This window comes from Luteolibacter luteus (assembly GCF_012913485.1).
Taxonomy (GTDB): Bacteria; Verrucomicrobiota; Verrucomicrobiia; order Verrucomicrobiales; family Akkermansiaceae; genus Haloferula; species Haloferula lutea.
Genome location: NZ_CP051774.1, coordinates 6,066,106 through 6,081,328, shown reverse-complemented (window position 1 = coordinate 6,081,328; position 15,223 = coordinate 6,066,106). Strand labels below are relative to the sequence as shown.

The window sequence follows — 15,223 nt, the reverse complement described above, 5'->3', positions numbered from 1 at the left end:
TTTTCGTTGATGGTTGTCGCCGTGTTGATGGCGCTTTCCGGACATGCTCTAGCAGAACTGGTAGCGAGGATGCGGGTGGTCGTGGACAATGACTTTGGCGAAGATCCGGATGGCTTGTTCCAATTGGCACATCTGCTTCTTTCGCCATCCGTCGAGGTGCCGGGCATCGTGGCATCGCATCACTACAAGGGAGGCTTCTATGGCTACCCGGGATCGACGGAACATTCATGCAAGGCGGCAAAGGAGCTATTGGAAGTGATGAAGCTCTCCGAAAAGATCCCGCTTTATGCAGGAGCGTCGGAAAGCCTGGAAACTGCCGATGCACCGATGGAATCGGAGGGCGCGCGTTTCATCGTGCGCGAAGCGATGCGGGAGGATGTGAAGACCCCGCTCTACATCGTCTGCGGGGCCGGGCTCACGAATCTTGCAAGCGCCTGGCTGATGAAGCCGGAAATCGCGGAGAAGGTGACGGTGATATGGATCGGAGGAGCCGAACACGAAGGGATAGCTCTGCCGCCACCGAAGGCGAGCAAGGTGGAATACAACCTGGGAATCGACTTGAAAGCGGGACAGGTCGTTTTCAATCGATCCCGCCTAGCGATGTGGCAAGTGCCACGGGATGCTTACCGGCAGGCCCTCGTCTCGCATGCGGAGTTGCGGCAGCGGATGCGAGGAAAGGGAAAGCTTGGCGCATACCTGCTGGGGCGGCTGGATGATTTGATGGAGCGCTCCAAGCATTCACTTGGTGAAGCCTACGTGCTCGGGGATAGCCCGCTGGTACTACTCACCGCGCTGCAATCGGGGTGGGAGCCTGCTCCTTCGTCGAGCAGCAACGGATTCATGCCGACACCCAGAATCAACGACGCGGGCAAGTATGAGATGAATCCCGCAGGTGCTGGGATGAGAATCTACACGGGATTGGACACGCGCCTGATGTTCGAGGACTTCTACGCGAAGGTGGCGAAGTTCGATAACGAGGAGTAGGAGAGGCTGCCTTGGTGACTCCTTGGAAAACCCCCGTGAGAAACCAAGGCAGCCGGTCGCGGGGATCTCACCCGGAGACTGCGGCTGGCCGCTGCCTGAAGACGAGTAGCAGCCCGCCAATGATGGCAGCCATCCCGACAAGCGCCAGCGGGGACATGGCATTGCCGAGCACCAGGTAATCCAGGACGACCGTGACTACCGGAACCAAATAGAACAGGCTGGTGACATTCACGAGATTGCCGCTGCGGATCATCCGATAGAGGAGCAGCTGCGCACCCACCGAGATGACCAGCCCGAGGTAGAGGAGCGGAATGAAGGATTGAACGCCGAACTCAAACCTCATCGGCTGGAAGGGCACGAAGCAGAGGTAGAGTAAAAGGGTGACGAGATATTGGAGCGGCAAGACGACAGCCGGCGCTTGGGTGATCCGCTTCTGGAGCATCGCCCCGAAGGTCATGCAGAGCAGCGCGGCCAAGGCGAAGATGATGCCGATCTCCGATAGCTTCGCCTGCATGAGACTCTGGAATACGACGAGCATCAGGCCTGCCAATGCGGTGAAGAGCCCCAGCAGTCGCCCGGAGGAGAAGCGTCGCTCCGTAAGCAAAAGCGTCAGGATTGGCTGGATACCCAGAACCGTGGCGAGGAGCCCGGGCGTGATGCCATGGGCCATTGCTTGGAAATAACACACCGAGTAGCCGCCGATCAACAGCAAGCCGGTGCCGGCCGCTTGCCAGCGCGTGCCCGACCGGGGCAGCCACTGCTTCTTCGGCAGGCCGAGAATCAGCAAGGCGACGAGGGCCATGGAATACCTCAGGACCAACACTGCAAAGACGGACCCGTGGTCGAGCGCCCAGCGAGTGAAGATGGCCGCACTGCCCCATAGCAGCACGAATGTAGACATGGCGGCAAAGGCCGCCCCATTGGAAGACTTCGAATTCATTTCTCAACTTTCTCATGCATGCATGAACAAGCCCGGCTGCCGGAGGGATCGCGACGCGACGAATCGCCAAGGATCATCCTGGACAAGCGCGAGGCCGCGAATCGGACCTTGATGGCCCTGTTCCTCATTCGCTCATTGCAGCGGACCTAGGCCCGGCAATGGATCAATCAACACCTGGGTTTCAGGACCCGGGTGGCGGCGGCGAGGAAAGATGAAGAACCTTGTTCATCGGAGAAAACTTCGACGCGGGAATTCCGCACCCTCCGGCATGGATTGTCAAGGGTGGTCCGTCCCCTGCGACCGGGGATGAATGCCTTCGGCGATCTCCGATCCGAGGACAGGGGACGATCAGCTCAAGCTCAGGGAATCCAGCTGCGATTGTCCGCGGGTGTGAAAGTATTGAAGAGCGATTCCCAGACGCACCCATCCTCCGCAACCAGCGTGCAGTCCGTGCTGCGGACGTTGTCGTGGAGAATCTTGATCGGGTCTTCGAGCACCGGAATGGGTAGCGCTGCCAAAATCAATTCCCTGGCTTCCGGAAGATCGGGATAGTCCTCCTCGTACTCCCGAGCCATGAAGGTTGCGGCGAGCCTCATCTCTTCCAAGCGACCGCCACCTGAAAACTTCAGCAGATCCTGCCAAAAGGGGATCGCTATCAGAATTCCGAGCAACTCGGTGAGATTTGATGCAACCTTACCGGCCGCACCCTCCGACGTCGCATGCAGGATCGGAAGGAATTCCGGAGGTCCCTCGCCATAAACGAGGAATGCGCCGCCGGTGCCTTCTCCTGCGATGACTTCGAAAGGAGTCTCCGGCTTCAGACGGATCCAGTCATACTGGCGCGCCGCCCTTGGCAGGGAGAAGTCAAAGGGCCATTCGAGCGCATCTTCGACCTCCGGAAGCCGCTTGATATCATCGAGGGTGATCACGAGATGAGATACCATCGGCTCGTTGATGGCTTGTCACGAGATAAAACGGGACCCGAAGGGCAGGGGAGATCAGCCGTGGGACAGGGACTGGATCAGATGCCCGGGGTCAGGTCGAAGTAGTCATCAACCTCAATCATCCCCCCCGCAACCCTTGCCCACCATACACCACCGGGAGCGGCGCGGAGTTCATTTGAAAATCCACAGGCCGATCCTGAGCGAGTTGAATCCACGGTGATGATTGGAGCGCTGAACACACGGCGGCAGCTTGAATTCCCATGATGAGGGCCTTAGGAAAGATCGCAGAACGCATGTCCTCCCCGATGCCCGACGCTAGAACACGATCTACCACGAAGGCCGTCATCGAATGGATCGTGTTCGGAGCGCTGGTGGCGCTGGGGATCTGTTTCTTCTGCGGCTTGATCGTTCCAAGTGTCCACGGCTACTGGCGGACTCGCAGCAAGACGATGGTACCGGCGAGATTAAGTTCGGTGGAATTGGTCAAAGGTGGCCGAACCGGCAGGAAGACGATGGTTGCGAACTATGAATATGACTTCGGAGGGCGGACGTATCGGGGGGACAGGATTTCTCTATGGGGATACACGAGGCCGTTTCATCGCGAGTTCGACTTGGCGCTGCGCCGTGACGCGAAGATCCGGGTGTATGTCGATCCGGCGACTCCATCTTACTCGGTGTATGATCGCGAGTTCAGGCTCTGGCCTTTCGCGGGAGCTGTCCTGATGGTGTTAGGAACCGTGGGAATGGGGACCTACGGTTTGCGATGGTGCTGGAAGCACCGGAATCTTGCGGCGGCGTAGGAGTTTTTGAACAGAGGAGAGGAGACGTCGAATCGGCAGTTCGGCTCCGGAGTTCGCCGCGCCAAGGTTCGGCTATACGAAGGAGCGAAGCCACAGCGGGCGGTTCTAAATCATGAGATCCATCGATTCCCTGCAGAGCTACTTTTTCCCCATCAACTCAAGGAAGCGCATCGGCACAATCACACCCCAGAAGCCCATCCGGGGGACATGAACGAACCGCTTTTGGTCCGGTTCAAATTCGCGCACGCTTACAAACTCGATGGCATGTTTGTTGATGAAATTGGGTCTGCTGCGGAGCCCCTGGATCTTACCTCCGCTTTCGATGACCAAGAATCCGCAACCGGCTTTGAGAGCATCCTTAAAAGCGTATTCGAAGAGAAAGAACTCTCCAGCCTTGCTCGAAAGCTCCGCCCTTGAAAAGCCTGCTTGAGGTGGGCCAAAGGGGGATCGAGTTTCGTCCACGAGAAGGTCCGCCACATTTCATCTTTCGGGATCAGAAACCAGACCTCGGCATCGTCGTTCAATCCCGCCGCAAGCACGTCGAATTGCTCGCGAATCTCGTTGGGAGGTTGCGGAAGATCCGCCGCCGTGGAGCGAAGCGGAAGGAGCATCATGAAGAGGACCGCGATCGGAAAGAGACAGGTTGTCATGGGTGGAGATGCCTTCGAAGGATGTTGCCGCCTCCTCAAGGCGGACCGGATCAAGTCATGGCATTGCCGATGAGGAGCAGGGCGATCCAAGCGATGCCGAGGATGGCGGCGAGGCCATTGATCGCCCATGAAGCAATCCTGAGAAATCGCCAGCGTTCGCCTCTTCTTCGGGAGAAGGAGCTGAGGAGCATTCCAAGGAGAGCGGCGAGGGTGCCAATGACGATGACTTCGGTGGCCAAGGCGAGAGCACCGAGGGATTCGATCTCGGGGTGATCGTTCTCGAAGCCCCAAGCGACATGGATCCGCAAGAGGGGCAGGGTGGTTCCAAGAAGCAGGGGGAGCAAGAGGAGGCTGCAGAGAGAAAGCCAGGGAGCGGGCCGATTCGAGGAATGATCAATGAGGGATTCGGTCATGCCATGCCTGTCCGTATGATGAGGCTGCTGAAAAGGAGCATGGGGCGCGGATAAAGACAATGGTGCCGGGCTCCTTCGCAGATTCTTCATCGGGTCTTCTTGGAGGATCGTTCAATCTTGCCGACGAGCAACAGGCTGGCGGTCGTGACCAAGGCGCAAGAAAAGCAATTGGCCCGGATCGCCACGTGGATCGCGAGCGTATCCGTCGGCGGGATTCTCATCCTCGGTTTGAATGCGAGCACGGGCAAGGTGGTGGCGAGGAGCTCACAGGTGAAAGTTCGTGAGATGCAGGTCATTCCCTGGTCGATCCAGGGACTACTGGGAATCGGCGACGTGCTCTATCGGGCGGAGTATTACACGCATCCGGGTTCGGTGATGTCGGAATGCGCCTCCTACACCCATGAGAGCTTGCATAAGGGCCAGCAGGTCGAGCTCCGCCGATCGGGTTCCGAGATATGGATCCGAGGCGCTCTTGTCTTTTCCCGTTCCGACCCCGGCTGGAAGAGGCACAGGGATGGGTATCGGTCCCTCGAGTGAGCGTTTTGGCCAACGACACGAAAGGGACTCGCCAAGGCACCCGGGCTTCCCCATACGTGTCAGGAGTCAAAGGAATGAAACCGCTGCTCCTGCTCGCATTGGGTTGCTCCGCCGCATTTGGCCAGCTTGGGAAGACTCCGGAAGAGTGCGCGAAACGATATGGACCACCCGGGAAACTTCCGCAGAAGGATCAAATCGGCTACGAGAGCGGGGGCTTTTTAATCCGGATCACGTTCGCCGAGGGAAAGGCACGCGCCGCGAGCTTCCACAAGAAATCATCGAAAGGGGAAATCACGGACGCCGAAGTCGCGGCTTTGCTCGCGGGGTTTGCCGGCGGCTCGCCATGGACGAGGGATGAGGCCACCACCGTGACGAGCTTTCAAAGGTGGATCACCGAGGATCACAAGCTTGTCGCTCATCGATATCGGCAAAGCGTGGAGATCATGAGCTCGGATCAGATCGCGAAGTGATGGGATGGGGAATCGGCGCAACGACCGTCGCAAGCTTCGCGATTTAGCCCCAAAAAGGATATACTCAATCGAAGGTGAATCGGGCGATTCGTTCGGTATTCGTTTCACGACGGAGGAAGGACGAGGCTGGATGCCACTCGGCTTTCGCGATCCGCAGTGAAGATCCACCTGTGCTACCGAGTTCGCCGCTGTGCATCAATCGGGATCGCGGATGCAGGCCCGGCATGCCCTTCAAGCCCTAGAATCGTCATCCGGCAGAATACCTACCAAGGGAGAAAGTCAAACCCATTCGATATCTTCTGCTTTCGCCATGACACGCAATCAGATCACTCGTTTCGCTTTGTGTTGCCATGAGATATGACTAGGAATATGTGAGAACCATCCCCCCAATACGATGCCTATTCTTCCTGCGATGGCGGCAGCGGGCCCGCCGGATCCGCACGCGGCCCGGTATGAGCAATGCGTGAGAGTTTCCTCGGTCTTCTTCTCAGCCCTTATGGGCTTCGGATTGAAGAAGATCGCTGACGCCAGTTGGCCTGATTCCCAGAAGTGGGCCTGCTTTGCAGTCGCTTATTTCCTGTTCCTACGTTTGCTCTTCGGCACCGCAAATCACATGTGGCTGGAGTATGTGGCAGACCCACCAGCAACACGGAAAATGGGAGGCTCTCTATTTTGGGATATCGGTGGTCTGGTGGTGTCGGCATGCGCAGGCCTTTGGATGTGCTATGCCAATGATGCGGGCGATTTCCTTTGGAGGGCCTTTCAGTTCTCCCTTGTAGGCTTGGGCATCGTGGCCGCGGACTTTTGCTTTAGGAGAAAGACCGGGGGAGTAGAACGCGGGTTTTCGAAAGGCTGGGTATGGATCGAAGCCGCATTCTTCATCCTCATCGGAGCCCTCCTCGCCATACGGCATTTCTTTCCTGGCAGCTATTTGAAGGGCGACGAGGCCTTGTGGCTCCTCGTTCCTGCCGCGGTGCTTTTCTTTGCGGAAGACTTGATGCATCAGCTCAACAGGATCCACGCGGCCCGCAGGATCTTGCCTGCACAGAAACTGAAGACCTACGAGCCGGGAGTCCGCGTCTTCACGGTCTTCTTCTCCATGCTCACCGGGTTTGGACTGAAATATCTGGCCGACGGACCGGATACGTGGAGCCAGATGGAGAGCTGGTGCGCCTTTGTCATCGCGCTCCTTCTCTTTCTGCGATTCCTTTTCGGATCGGCCAACTACCTTTCGGTGGAATACATCAGGCACCACGATTCCGATGGGAGAAAGCGAGCCTTGATGGTCTGGGACAGCATCAGCTTGTCCTTGGTCGGCTGGGTGGCGGTGATGATGTGCTACTCTCCGAACTTCCATCATTTCCTCATGATGAGCGCGGGATTCACCGGACTCGCCCTGCTGCTGACCTTGGGCGATCTGGGCGCGAGGAAACTTAGCGGACTGACCGAGAGGAGGGGATTTTGGCTCGTATGGGTAGGTTGCGACTTCGTCTTCACAGCCGCCGCGGTGGCCCTCGTTTACTTCCGGGAACAGAAACTCGCCATCTCAATCTCAGGGTTCGCTCTCACGGGAGAGCTTCTCCTCTTTGCATTCCTCCTTCTGAGCTTGGCGCTCTTCGTGATCGAGTTGCTCGGCCAGCTGGCAGCGATTGAGAAGGGGTGAACGGGCCACCCATTGAGGAACGACGATAGACAGCTCCTTGCAATAGATGGCTAGCATCTTCTCCACGCCGGGCGCGGTCGCCGGAGTGTCACGCGACGAGCGATCCGCCGCTTGACCAAAACGTCAGCGAGACGGAGGGCCTTCAGCATTTTTCCTACTCCCGGCAACTTGCCGCCCGGCACACTAAATGGTAGTCCCTTCAAGCATGAGTAGCCTTCTTGTTCATCTCCTAGCGGGGATCTCGCTCGCACTTTCAGCAACGCTATCTGCCGAAGAGGTCTGGGTGCATTTTGCTGGCCACGTCAAGAAACCCGGAGTCTACAAAGTCTCGTCTCCGGCGACAGTCGAAGACCTAGAGAAGGCTTGTGGGGGCTGGACTGAATTTGGAGCAGCGAATCGCCTCACGGTTATTCGGCTCGAACGGCAGGGTAATCGATTGATTGACGACCTTGGTGAACCTGAGAGCAAGATCTACAGATTGCCGGACGTCCCACGCGAGGATGAGAAACTCATATTGAAGAAAGACGACATCATCTTCATCCCCGAAAAGCGTGTCGTCGGGAGCTAAGGAACCCTTGATCAGGGCGTATTTCCCGACTTAACGGGCGGTCTGCAATGGATCCCGGCATCATTGGCCGGAACGCGAGAAGGGCTCAATTCGCCGCCGCGCAAAGACGGAGATTGTTCCCGGAAAAGTCGAAACGCACTCCCGCGGTGCTCGGCCTCGAAACCCACGTCGACGATCATGGGCAGGTCTCCTCTCTGACTTGGTCAAAGCGCTTCCGCCAATAGCGGTTCAGCGCCTCCATGAAGAGGGACACGCCGCCGATCAGGAAACCGAGGGCGAACGCGAGAAGGATAGTCCCGAAAATAACGGAACGATCATCGGCATGTAGCTACGTGCTATCAACTTTCTGCCCTAAGAAGCCCTTCTTCAGCAAGCGTCGTGTTTCGCAGACCAATGTGATACAAGGCTACCAATTGCCTCGCTGGCAAAAATACCAATTACAACACGCTCCGGTTGTGAAAGCCCTTCGATCTCGGCAACACCTTCGGAAGCCGAGGCTATGGCACCGCTCTCAGCTTACCGATTCTGGAAGGCCCGAAGCTTCGTAGTAATTTTCGACGCCAGATAAGTAAATCCGACAGCACATCCTGCTTGATATGAAATGAGCGTCCGATGCAAAATATTAAGAAGGTATCTACCATCGCGTTCATTCGAACAAATCATTGCGACAGGGCGATATCGGGGAAAGGAGCATCCGAGCTCATACCGTCGTCCTTATCGACACGATAAGCTTCAAAGCCCGCCGCCTCAATTACTGGCTTGAATGTCTCTTTGAATCTCCGGTCAAAGACGCTCGTTGTCGAATGGCTGCATTACAAATGCAGAGAGGCATGCCTAGAAAAGGAGCACCAAGCAGTCAGGGGTCTTCCGAGGCATCTAGGGAACCACAGCAAGCCAAACGGCGTAAGCTTGTGCAAATGAGCTACTCAATATTATTGGGTAATACACCCGGCAAACAGGAATGAGGGGGATTCCGTCAAGTTTTCATTCCGCATTACATGCAGTCTGCCGGATTGCAACTTGCTTAAGTTAAAGTACTTTGGGGGAGTCAATTTTTAAGCGCCTCCGAAAACTTTTTTCTCAGCGGCGCTCAAAAGGCCACCGTGCACGCCCCTTGATAGCTTCCACGGCTTGCTTGTGAAGCTCGATCGTTTCGGACTTCTCGCGGGCCTCGATCTCCTTAACCGAGGGTGGGGCAGGGGGCTCTAGATCGAACTCGAACTTGGCCGCTCCTGGCTCATGAGGCCGCCCGTGGGTGTTGTCCTTGAACTTCCGGGAGTGGTAGCGGTAGCGGATAATGTCCTTCCACGAATAGATCCGGTTCCGTCCGTGTTGGAAGTAGGCGATCCATCCGCGCTCGGCCGCCTGATAGAGACCTTGCGGGCTCATCTTCAAATACTCCGCGGCCAGCCATCCCGGAACGGCCCGAATGTGCGTGTCACAGAACTTCTCGAAGGCGTCCATCATGCTCGTTGCCTTCACCCTGTTAGATTGCTTGCTCATCAGATCAACTTGTCCTCGTTTTCCTAACAACTACCTCAGTCTAACTCAGGTCAGCATTACGTCAAAGCGTGTATCTACTAAACTTGTAGTAGAAAACGCTTTCCTTTGAATCCATCGCCTGAAAATTCTCGCGTTAGATCTTAGAGCACGGGGCATTCCAGCGCCCCGGGAACCCCAGAACTAACGATGCTCCGCCCCCCTCGCTGCGCTCGCCCGCCCTCCGGCACCCCAACGTCAAGCCGTCCATCTGTGTCATGCTTCGCTAACGACACAGATGGAGGCACGGCCTTCGGCCTTAGACGTCGAGGCCCCGCCATCGGCTTCGCTCCGCCTATCAATTGCGCGCGCGATGCGTGCGCAATTAGCGCCCCTAACAACTAAGAGAGCATGCAAGACCAATCATTCCGCAACGAACTGAGCATCGTGGATCCCGCCACCGGTTACCCCGAATGGTGGACGTTCGGCATGGACATCATGGATGACATGATTGACATGCACATCACTTACGGAGGCATCCGCCAAGACAGCGTGCCACTTCATGTGGCCAAGGAAGCAGCCAAGCAATGGGCTACATGGATCCAAGAACCATGACAGGGCGGGGGAGGGGTTAGCCCCTCCCCTTTTTACTGCAGTAAATTTTCAAGGGGCTCCGCCCCTTCACCCCTCAGCGCCTCCGGCGGCCGGGGAGACGGATCTCCCCCCGGTCCCCCCTTAAAGGATCGCATCCAAGGATTGCAGCGATCGCAAGCAACTGAATTGCGACGCGTCAGGCCATATAGCCCAAGCAGCCTGAGGAGCCTGAGGAGCCTGAGGAGCCTGAGGAGCTTGACTGAAAATGAAAAGGGGGCGCGGCTTTTGCCGCCGCCCCCTCTCATACCAAACGTAATGTTTCCTGCTTTCCTTCGGCGCTTTCAAAGATGATCTTTCCATTGAGCTCGTTCTGCTCGAGGAAGAGATCATAGATTGCAAGGGCCTTCCGGAAGACCTCCGTGAGCGTTGAAGCATTGCTTCGCTCCTGAAGATCTTCCATTAGCACCTTCGCCTCAGGTGGCAGGTCGAAACTAAGTCTAATCTTCTTTTTCATCCCAGTGTTTGAACCACACCGAGACCCCGAGGAAGATGAGAAACATGGCAGCGTAAATCACCTGTGCGGTCCAATTACCCTTGTAGATCCAAGCGTAACCAGCAGCAAAGGCTGAAGCCATCACAACAAGGAAGCGCCGGTAAGGATCGGGCTCCATGCCGAGATAAAGTCGGGTCGTTTCAGGGATACCCTTCGTCCACTTCTCTTCAGCCTTTTTCTGGCGTTCCGAGAGTTTCTCATTTCGTGGAGTTGCGGGGGTGGTTTTGGATTTAATGGTGGACATGGCTGATGCGATGCAACAGCGGCCACTTGCTCTTTAGTTGCTGACCATCAGCTACATAAAGGAATGTGGTACCGCTTCGCCTATTCGGTTTTTTGCGTCTCTGTATCTGGGGGTCATATTTTGTTAGGTTAGGGTTGTAACTGACTGGGATCCGAGAACACTTCCTAGCGGCATCAGCCGCGACGGCCTTTCTCGAATTCCGAGGGGAGATTAACCCACATTTTCTGTGGGTCAATACACAATTTTTCTTCAGCTTGAGATTTTCGAGGAGCTGGGGAACACACCGATGGTGTGGCTCCCGCCGCAGCTTGGATTCGCTACATGTTGCCAAGATCCAGCCAGCTCTTGGCTAACTGGCGCTGATCTGGGACTTCTCGTTGGAACCTCAGGGCTTTGTCGCCTGCATCCCAGGGGGCAGCGCTTGTTTTGCGGGATCCCACGCGGGAGCTTTGTCTTCCGCCTTCTCAGGCTCACTCGCAACCGGCGCGGCCTTCGGCTTAAACCTCTCAGGAAGCAACATCTCTGTCACGAGAGGGGCAAGTTTCGGCCAAAACAGCCACACCCCCGCGACCATTACCAAGACGAAGCTCATCTTGAAGAGGATAATTCCGATCTGGCGGCGCAGCGATGACATCGCCTGCATCTATCTCGCCGGAACGCTAGAGACAACTCCTAGTTGCGGTGACGCGGCCCGATCCGGGACCGGCTTGCCCGCTGTGACCGCTCCCGAAGCCACTCGGTTTCCATCCGCTCCACTGCCTCCTTGCTGTCCGATGCTTCGGTCGGCCGCGCGGGTAGTAGCGGGTGATCGCCGCCGTCCAACGCCCGCATGTCGTCTATCTCGACGAACTCACCTACCTGGGACGATCCAACCGAAGTCCGGGCACGGGCGAACAGAAGAACCAGGTCTTTCTCCTGATCGTCTTTCCGCTCGAGGAAGCCACGGCGCCAGACACGACGTTCCATGGTCAGGCCGGAAACGACCGTCCATTCCCCGGGCTGAAGCCATGCAACGGTTTCCGTGGTCGATGTCCTGAACGTAGGGGCCTCCGCCGACTCGCGGACGACGGAGCCATTCGATTGCTTGAGGGAAAGGACCATTGAGGCCCCGACCCGGACGATTCCTCCGGAAATGCCGAGGCCGACTTTCCGGTACTCATAGCTGCGCGTCTCGACGTCATCCCGGTAGGTCGATTGGGCAATCGGGATCTCATCCACGGAATCGAGCTTGAAGGGCTCTCCGGCCACAGCCCGGACAACAGGCAGCGTGACCACGTGGACCGCCTCGCGGCCCTTGTCGATCTCCAGATTGAGCGAGGAGCTTCCGACACGAAGGTTCAGGCCGCTGGGCTCAAATACGAGCGAAACGCCCTCTAGGTGGGGCGCTCCGGAGTTCAGCAGCCCGGAGAGGCCGAGGGACGCGACACGATCCTGTGAGACCGCTACCAACAAAAAATCCATATCCACCTGATCCGGGCGCACGTCGAGGGCCTGCACTACCTTGGAGTATTCCTCCATTACGTCCGCTGGTGCCCTGAGAATCCACGCGTTTGCCCGTTGGTCGACCAGCACCGAGAAATCAGCTGCAGCGGCAACCTCGGCACGAAGGACATCAATGGACGGCACGATCCGGTTAACGAAACTGAAAACCCGGATCTCCACCGGCTTCTTGCCCATGAGATTGGACCCTGCTTCTGCGAGGGGCTTCGCTTCTTGTTCAGCCACCGCTTGAGCCTTCGGCGGGGGAGGGACGTAGTCATCCGGCAACGGAGGCCCAAACGGCACCGGAGAGAGCACAGGAGCGGCCTGAACGGGTGCCGCTTCGGATACCGGCGCGGGGGCTTCCGCAGCGGGCTGCGGGGACCCCGTGTGCAACAAAGAGCCCGCAAGAGACTTCTCGGGATGCTTGCCGCCCTTCGTAGCGAAAACGTTCGAGATCTTGAAGATCCCGAACCCCACCAAGCCCACGCACACAAGAATGATGATAATGACTCTCATGGAAACAGGAAGCGCCGGCCGCGGCGGATGAGGCCCGGAATCAGGCCCTCACTGAAGGTGTTCGGGAGCAGGTCATGCGTTGGCAAATTGGCCTGTAGCTCCCGTGTGAACTTGTCGTATTTCTGGAAGGTGTCGAAGCAGCCGAAGAGGCGCTTATCGAGCTGGGTTTCGCCTTCCTTCATCACCAGATCGCTTTTCGTGTCCTTCTCCACCCACTTGAGCCCGGCACCGGGCGGGGTGCCCAGCCACCCGTAGGACTTCTTCCGCATGTCGATGCAGTGATACCGGTGCTCGGCCTGTGTCTTGAGCCGGTGGTAAAGAAGGCTTTCGTCCTGGGTGATCAGGTAGATATCGATGTGAAACTTGCGGCTCTGGCTAATGAACTTGTTCAGGAGCTCGAACGCCACGTCGTAGTGCTGCGACCGCCCCGAGGGGTAATACAAGTGCGCCTCGTCGATCAGGACCAAAGTCGGGTTCGACTTCGTACCCTTGCGGGCTTTCAACATGAAGTTCGGCTCCTCTTCGAAGTCGTGATACTGGTATTGAGCCGCGAAATCGAACGATCTCCCCCGGTAAGCCAGATACTTCCGGCATCCCTCTTCGAGAAAGACGATGTTGGACGTGACGTGCCCGCCATAGCCGAAAACCTGCATTGCCCGGTGGCACCCGAAGAGCGTCTTTCCCGCTCCGATTTTGCCGGTCACGACAAAGATCATTAGCCCATGGTGGGGATGAACTTGAGCACCCACTTCACCCCTTGAACCGCCGCCCACAACGCGACGAAGGCCGCCACCATCGCCAGAAACTCCGGGATGGGGAAAATCGAGTTCACCTTGCCGAGGTTCACATTCAGCGCGTTGACATCGAGATTCAGAACCAGCGCATCCAGCGCGGCCCCGATGGGCTCCAAGGTGCCAACAAGGACGACGATAATGAAGTCCTTGCAGAATACTAGGAACGCCGTAGCTGGCAGCAGGACGACACCCGCAAGCTTCGTCAGCTGTTTGCCGATCTCAGCTATCGCCCCATTGAGGCTATTGAAGGTGATCATCGCCATGACAAGACGCGGAGTGATCCGGCGAGAAAGCAGAAGCCCAAGGAGATTAGAATCGCCTTGCGGATGAGGGACAAAAAGTCGGGGTCGAATGAGTTCGTGTAGGAACCGAGATCCGGGCCGAAATTCATCGTGAAAGTCCATTGGGCGATGCCCGGATTTGACATCTTGATATCCCACACTTTCCAGCCTGCGACTTCTCCGGCCACAGCGTCCTTGATGTCTCCGAGAGCGTCCTTGATCTCGTTCACCATCCCTGACGGGTCTTCGATGCCTGGGAAGCTCCCGGAGCCGAATGGTTCGTCGTCATCGTCACCATCGCCGCCCCCTCCACCTCCCGGCGTGCCGCCGTCGTCTCCACCGTCACCACCACCGCCTCCCCCAGGTGGATCGTCTCCGTCTCCACCGCCGCCCGGAGGATCGCCACCACCGCCGCCCGGGGGAGTGTTGTCGTCGGGGTCCGTGTTGTCGCCGATCCCGTCGCCGTCGTTGTCCTTGTCCTCGCCGGGGTTGGTCGGAAAAGCGTCTTGGTCGTCGGGGGTGCCGTCGCCATCGGTATCCGGCTTCCACTGACCGGGATCCCAAGGAAATGCGTCGTCGCCATCGGGCTTCCCGTCGTTGTCGTCATCGGGGTCGGCATTGTCGCCGGTTCCGTCGTTGTCGTTGTCGTTGTTTTCGTTCGGGTCCTTGGGGAAATCATCGTTGCCATCCGAAATCCCGTCGTTGTCGTCGTCAGGATCGTCGTCATCCGAGATCCCGTCGCCGTCCGAATCCGGGGCATTGCCTCCGCCTGGAATCATCGTTTCCTGACCTTCGATCCCGCCGAAACTGATCGTTACATCCGGCAGGGTGACCACATACGTGCTGTTTCCGCTGATGCCGCGAATGGCCAGTCCGGTGGTTTCATAGATCCAGCAGTCAACGTTGATGTATGGCCCGATGATCCGGGCATCCGCCGTAAGCGCGAATTGAAGCGTCCGCATGTTGGACGGGATTCTAACAGCCGAGGTAGAGCCGAGCTGCGACCCGAGCGGCACGGACGAAGAGGTGGAATTAAGGGCGTAACCCGCAAAGCTTTCGTTCGGAAATCCCGACAGCGGTAAATCCGGGGTTCCCGGGCCAACGACAATTGGTGTCCACGTCGTGCCCGTCAGAAGGTAGATCGTCCGGTTTGTCGGCGAGGTGTTCCGCTTCAGCACGATCCGGCAACGGGACGAAGCTTTCACCGAGGGGAACTGGCTTTCCCATGACCATGCGTGCGCCGCTTCGGGGAGCAGCAAGCCAAACGCGAGGAGCAATACCAGGGCGAGACGGTTCATAGGCGGAAAGCGG

At 57.6% G+C, this 15,223-nt stretch carries 18 protein-coding genes; 7 read left to right on the top strand and 11 right to left on the bottom strand.

What is annotated here, in order from left to right; genetic code table 11:
- The first annotated feature begins 9 nt into the window (after positions 1-9).
- Positions 10-984 carry a nucleoside hydrolase gene (locus HHL09_RS24985; protein WP_205760937.1) on the top strand — a complete coding sequence of 325 codons (975 nt, stop codon included), beginning with the start codon at positions 10-12 and terminating at the stop codon, positions 982-984.
- A 67-nt stretch (positions 985-1,051) separates the two neighbouring features.
- Here HHL09_RS24985 and HHL09_RS24980 read toward each other — a convergent pair whose 3' ends face one another.
- Positions 1,052-1,924 carry a DMT family transporter gene (locus tag HHL09_RS24980; protein ID WP_169457382.1) on the bottom strand — a complete coding sequence of 291 codons (873 nt, stop codon included), beginning with the start codon at positions 1,922-1,924 and terminating at the stop codon, positions 1,052-1,054.
- 359 nt (positions 1,925-2,283) lie between these two features.
- Entirely contained in the window at positions 2,284-2,868 is a 585-nt protein-coding gene (locus HHL09_RS24975; protein WP_169457381.1) for a hypothetical protein, read from the bottom strand.
- A 305-nt stretch (positions 2,869-3,173) separates the two neighbouring features.
- Here HHL09_RS24975 and HHL09_RS24970 point away from each other — a divergent pair, with 305 nt between their 5' ends.
- Entirely contained in the window at positions 3,174-3,668 is a 495-nt protein-coding gene (locus HHL09_RS24970) for a DUF3592 domain-containing protein (RefSeq protein ID WP_169457380.1), read from the top strand.
- Positions 3,669-3,806: 138 nt separating this feature from the next.
- Here HHL09_RS24970 and HHL09_RS24965 read toward each other — a convergent pair whose 3' ends face one another.
- The gene (locus HHL09_RS24965; protein ID WP_169457379.1) at positions 3,807-4,130 is read right to left on the bottom strand and encodes a hypothetical protein; all 324 of its coding nucleotides are present in this window, start codon (positions 4,128-4,130) and stop codon (positions 3,807-3,809) included.
- Positions 4,131-4,368: 238 nt separating this feature from the next.
- Positions 4,369-4,662 (bottom strand): hypothetical protein, encoded by a 294-nt coding sequence (locus HHL09_RS24960; protein WP_169457378.1) that lies wholly within the window; start codon positions 4,660-4,662, stop codon positions 4,369-4,371.
- A gap of 186 nt (positions 4,663-4,848) precedes the next feature.
- On the opposite strand from HHL09_RS24960, the gene HHL09_RS24955 reads away from it, so the two are divergent.
- The 4 genes from HHL09_RS24955 to HHL09_RS24940 all read left to right on the top strand — a co-directional run bounded on the left by HHL09_RS24955 (position 4,849) and on the right by HHL09_RS24940 (position 7,969).
- Entirely contained in the window at positions 4,849-5,268 is a 420-nt protein-coding gene (locus HHL09_RS24955) for a hypothetical protein (protein WP_169457377.1), read from the top strand.
- Positions 5,269-5,342: 74 nt separating this feature from the next.
- The gene (locus HHL09_RS24950; RefSeq protein ID WP_169457376.1) at positions 5,343-5,738 is read left to right on the top strand and encodes a hypothetical protein; all 396 of its coding nucleotides are present in this window, start codon (positions 5,343-5,345) and stop codon (positions 5,736-5,738) included.
- A 394-nt stretch (positions 5,739-6,132) separates the two neighbouring features.
- Positions 6,133-7,401, top strand: coding sequence for a hypothetical protein (locus tag HHL09_RS24945; protein WP_169457375.1), 1,269 nt, complete (start codon positions 6,133-6,135; stop codon positions 7,399-7,401).
- A gap of 205 nt (positions 7,402-7,606) precedes the next feature.
- Entirely contained in the window at positions 7,607-7,969 is a 363-nt protein-coding gene (locus HHL09_RS24940; protein ID WP_169457374.1) for an SLBB domain-containing protein, read from the top strand.
- A gap of 1,080 nt (positions 7,970-9,049) precedes the next feature.
- Here the strand turns inward: HHL09_RS24940 and HHL09_RS24935 are convergent.
- Complete coding sequence (locus tag HHL09_RS24935) at positions 9,050-9,472, bottom strand: hypothetical protein (RefSeq protein WP_169457373.1); 423 nt, start codon at positions 9,470-9,472, stop codon at positions 9,050-9,052.
- Positions 9,473-9,859: 387 nt separating this feature from the next.
- On the opposite strand from HHL09_RS24935, the gene HHL09_RS24930 reads away from it, so the two are divergent.
- Positions 9,860-10,063 carry a hypothetical protein gene (locus tag HHL09_RS24930; protein ID WP_169457372.1) on the top strand — a complete coding sequence of 68 codons (204 nt, stop codon included), beginning with the start codon at positions 9,860-9,862 and terminating at the stop codon, positions 10,061-10,063.
- A gap of 280 nt (positions 10,064-10,343) precedes the next feature.
- On the opposite strand, the gene HHL09_RS24925 is transcribed toward HHL09_RS24930, so the two are convergent.
- The 6 genes from HHL09_RS24925 to HHL09_RS24900 all read right to left on the bottom strand — a co-directional run bounded on the left by HHL09_RS24925 (position 10,344) and on the right by HHL09_RS24900 (position 15,210).
- A complete protein-coding gene (locus HHL09_RS24925) occupies positions 10,344-10,556 on the bottom strand; it encodes a hypothetical protein (protein WP_169457371.1) in 213 nt (70 codons plus the stop codon).
- Positions 10,540-10,839, bottom strand: coding sequence for a hypothetical protein (locus tag HHL09_RS24920; RefSeq protein ID WP_169457370.1), 300 nt, complete (start codon positions 10,837-10,839; stop codon positions 10,540-10,542). Before HHL09_RS24920 ends, HHL09_RS24925 begins: the two co-directional genes overlap by 17 nt.
- Positions 10,840-11,511: 672 nt before the next feature.
- The gene (locus HHL09_RS24915) at positions 11,512-12,837 is read right to left on the bottom strand and encodes a hypothetical protein (protein WP_169457369.1); all 1,326 of its coding nucleotides are present in this window, start codon (positions 12,835-12,837) and stop codon (positions 11,512-11,514) included.
- Positions 12,834-13,541, bottom strand: a complete 708-nt coding sequence (locus HHL09_RS24910; RefSeq protein ID WP_169457368.1) for a zonular occludens toxin domain-containing protein — start codon at positions 13,539-13,541, stop codon at positions 12,834-12,836. The genes HHL09_RS24915 and HHL09_RS24910 overlap by 4 nt, the downstream gene beginning before the upstream one ends.
- An 11-nt stretch (positions 13,542-13,552) precedes the next feature.
- Positions 13,553-13,894, bottom strand: coding sequence for a hypothetical protein (locus HHL09_RS24905; protein WP_169457367.1), 342 nt, complete (start codon positions 13,892-13,894; stop codon positions 13,553-13,555).
- Positions 13,885-15,210, bottom strand: coding sequence for a hypothetical protein (locus HHL09_RS24900; RefSeq protein ID WP_169457366.1), 1,326 nt, complete (start codon positions 15,208-15,210; stop codon positions 13,885-13,887). Before HHL09_RS24900 ends, HHL09_RS24905 begins: the two co-directional genes overlap by 10 nt.
- Positions 15,211-15,223 lie beyond the last annotated feature (13 nt).

Coding starts and splice junctions, on each gene's coding strand:
- HHL09_RS24985 (WP_205760937.1), top strand. CDS start 10: ATGGTTGTCGCCGTGTTGATGGCGCTTTCCGGACATGCTCTAGCAGAA.
- HHL09_RS24980 (WP_169457382.1), bottom strand. CDS start 1,924: ATGAATTCGAAGTCTTCCAATGGGGCGGCCTTTGCCGCCATGTCTACA.
- HHL09_RS24975 (WP_169457381.1), bottom strand. CDS start 2,868: ATGGTATCTCATCTCGTGATCACCCTCGATGATATCAAGCGGCTTCCG.
- HHL09_RS24970 (WP_169457380.1), top strand. CDS start 3,174: ATGCCCGACGCTAGAACACGATCTACCACGAAGGCCGTCATCGAATGG.
- HHL09_RS24950 (WP_169457376.1), top strand. CDS start 5,343: ATGAAACCGCTGCTCCTGCTCGCATTGGGTTGCTCCGCCGCATTTGGC.
- HHL09_RS24945 (WP_169457375.1), top strand. CDS start 6,133: ATGCCTATTCTTCCTGCGATGGCGGCAGCGGGCCCGCCGGATCCGCAC.
- HHL09_RS24940 (WP_169457374.1), top strand. CDS start 7,607: ATGAGTAGCCTTCTTGTTCATCTCCTAGCGGGGATCTCGCTCGCACTT.
- HHL09_RS24935 (WP_169457373.1), bottom strand. CDS start 9,472: ATGAGCAAGCAATCTAACAGGGTGAAGGCAACGAGCATGATGGACGCC.
- HHL09_RS24930 (WP_169457372.1), top strand. CDS start 9,860: ATGCAAGACCAATCATTCCGCAACGAACTGAGCATCGTGGATCCCGCC.
- HHL09_RS24925 (WP_169457371.1), bottom strand. CDS start 10,556: ATGAAAAAGAAGATTAGACTTAGTTTCGACCTGCCACCTGAGGCGAAG.
- HHL09_RS24920 (WP_169457370.1), bottom strand. CDS start 10,839: ATGTCCACCATTAAATCCAAAACCACCCCCGCAACTCCACGAAATGAG.
- HHL09_RS24915 (WP_169457369.1), bottom strand. CDS start 12,837: ATGAGAGTCATTATCATCATTCTTGTGTGCGTGGGCTTGGTGGGGTTC.
- HHL09_RS24905 (WP_169457367.1), bottom strand. CDS start 13,894: ATGGCGATGATCACCTTCAATAGCCTCAATGGGGCGATAGCTGAGATC.
- HHL09_RS24900 (WP_169457366.1), bottom strand. CDS start 15,210: ATGAACCGTCTCGCCCTGGTATTGCTCCTCGCGTTTGGCTTGCTGCTC.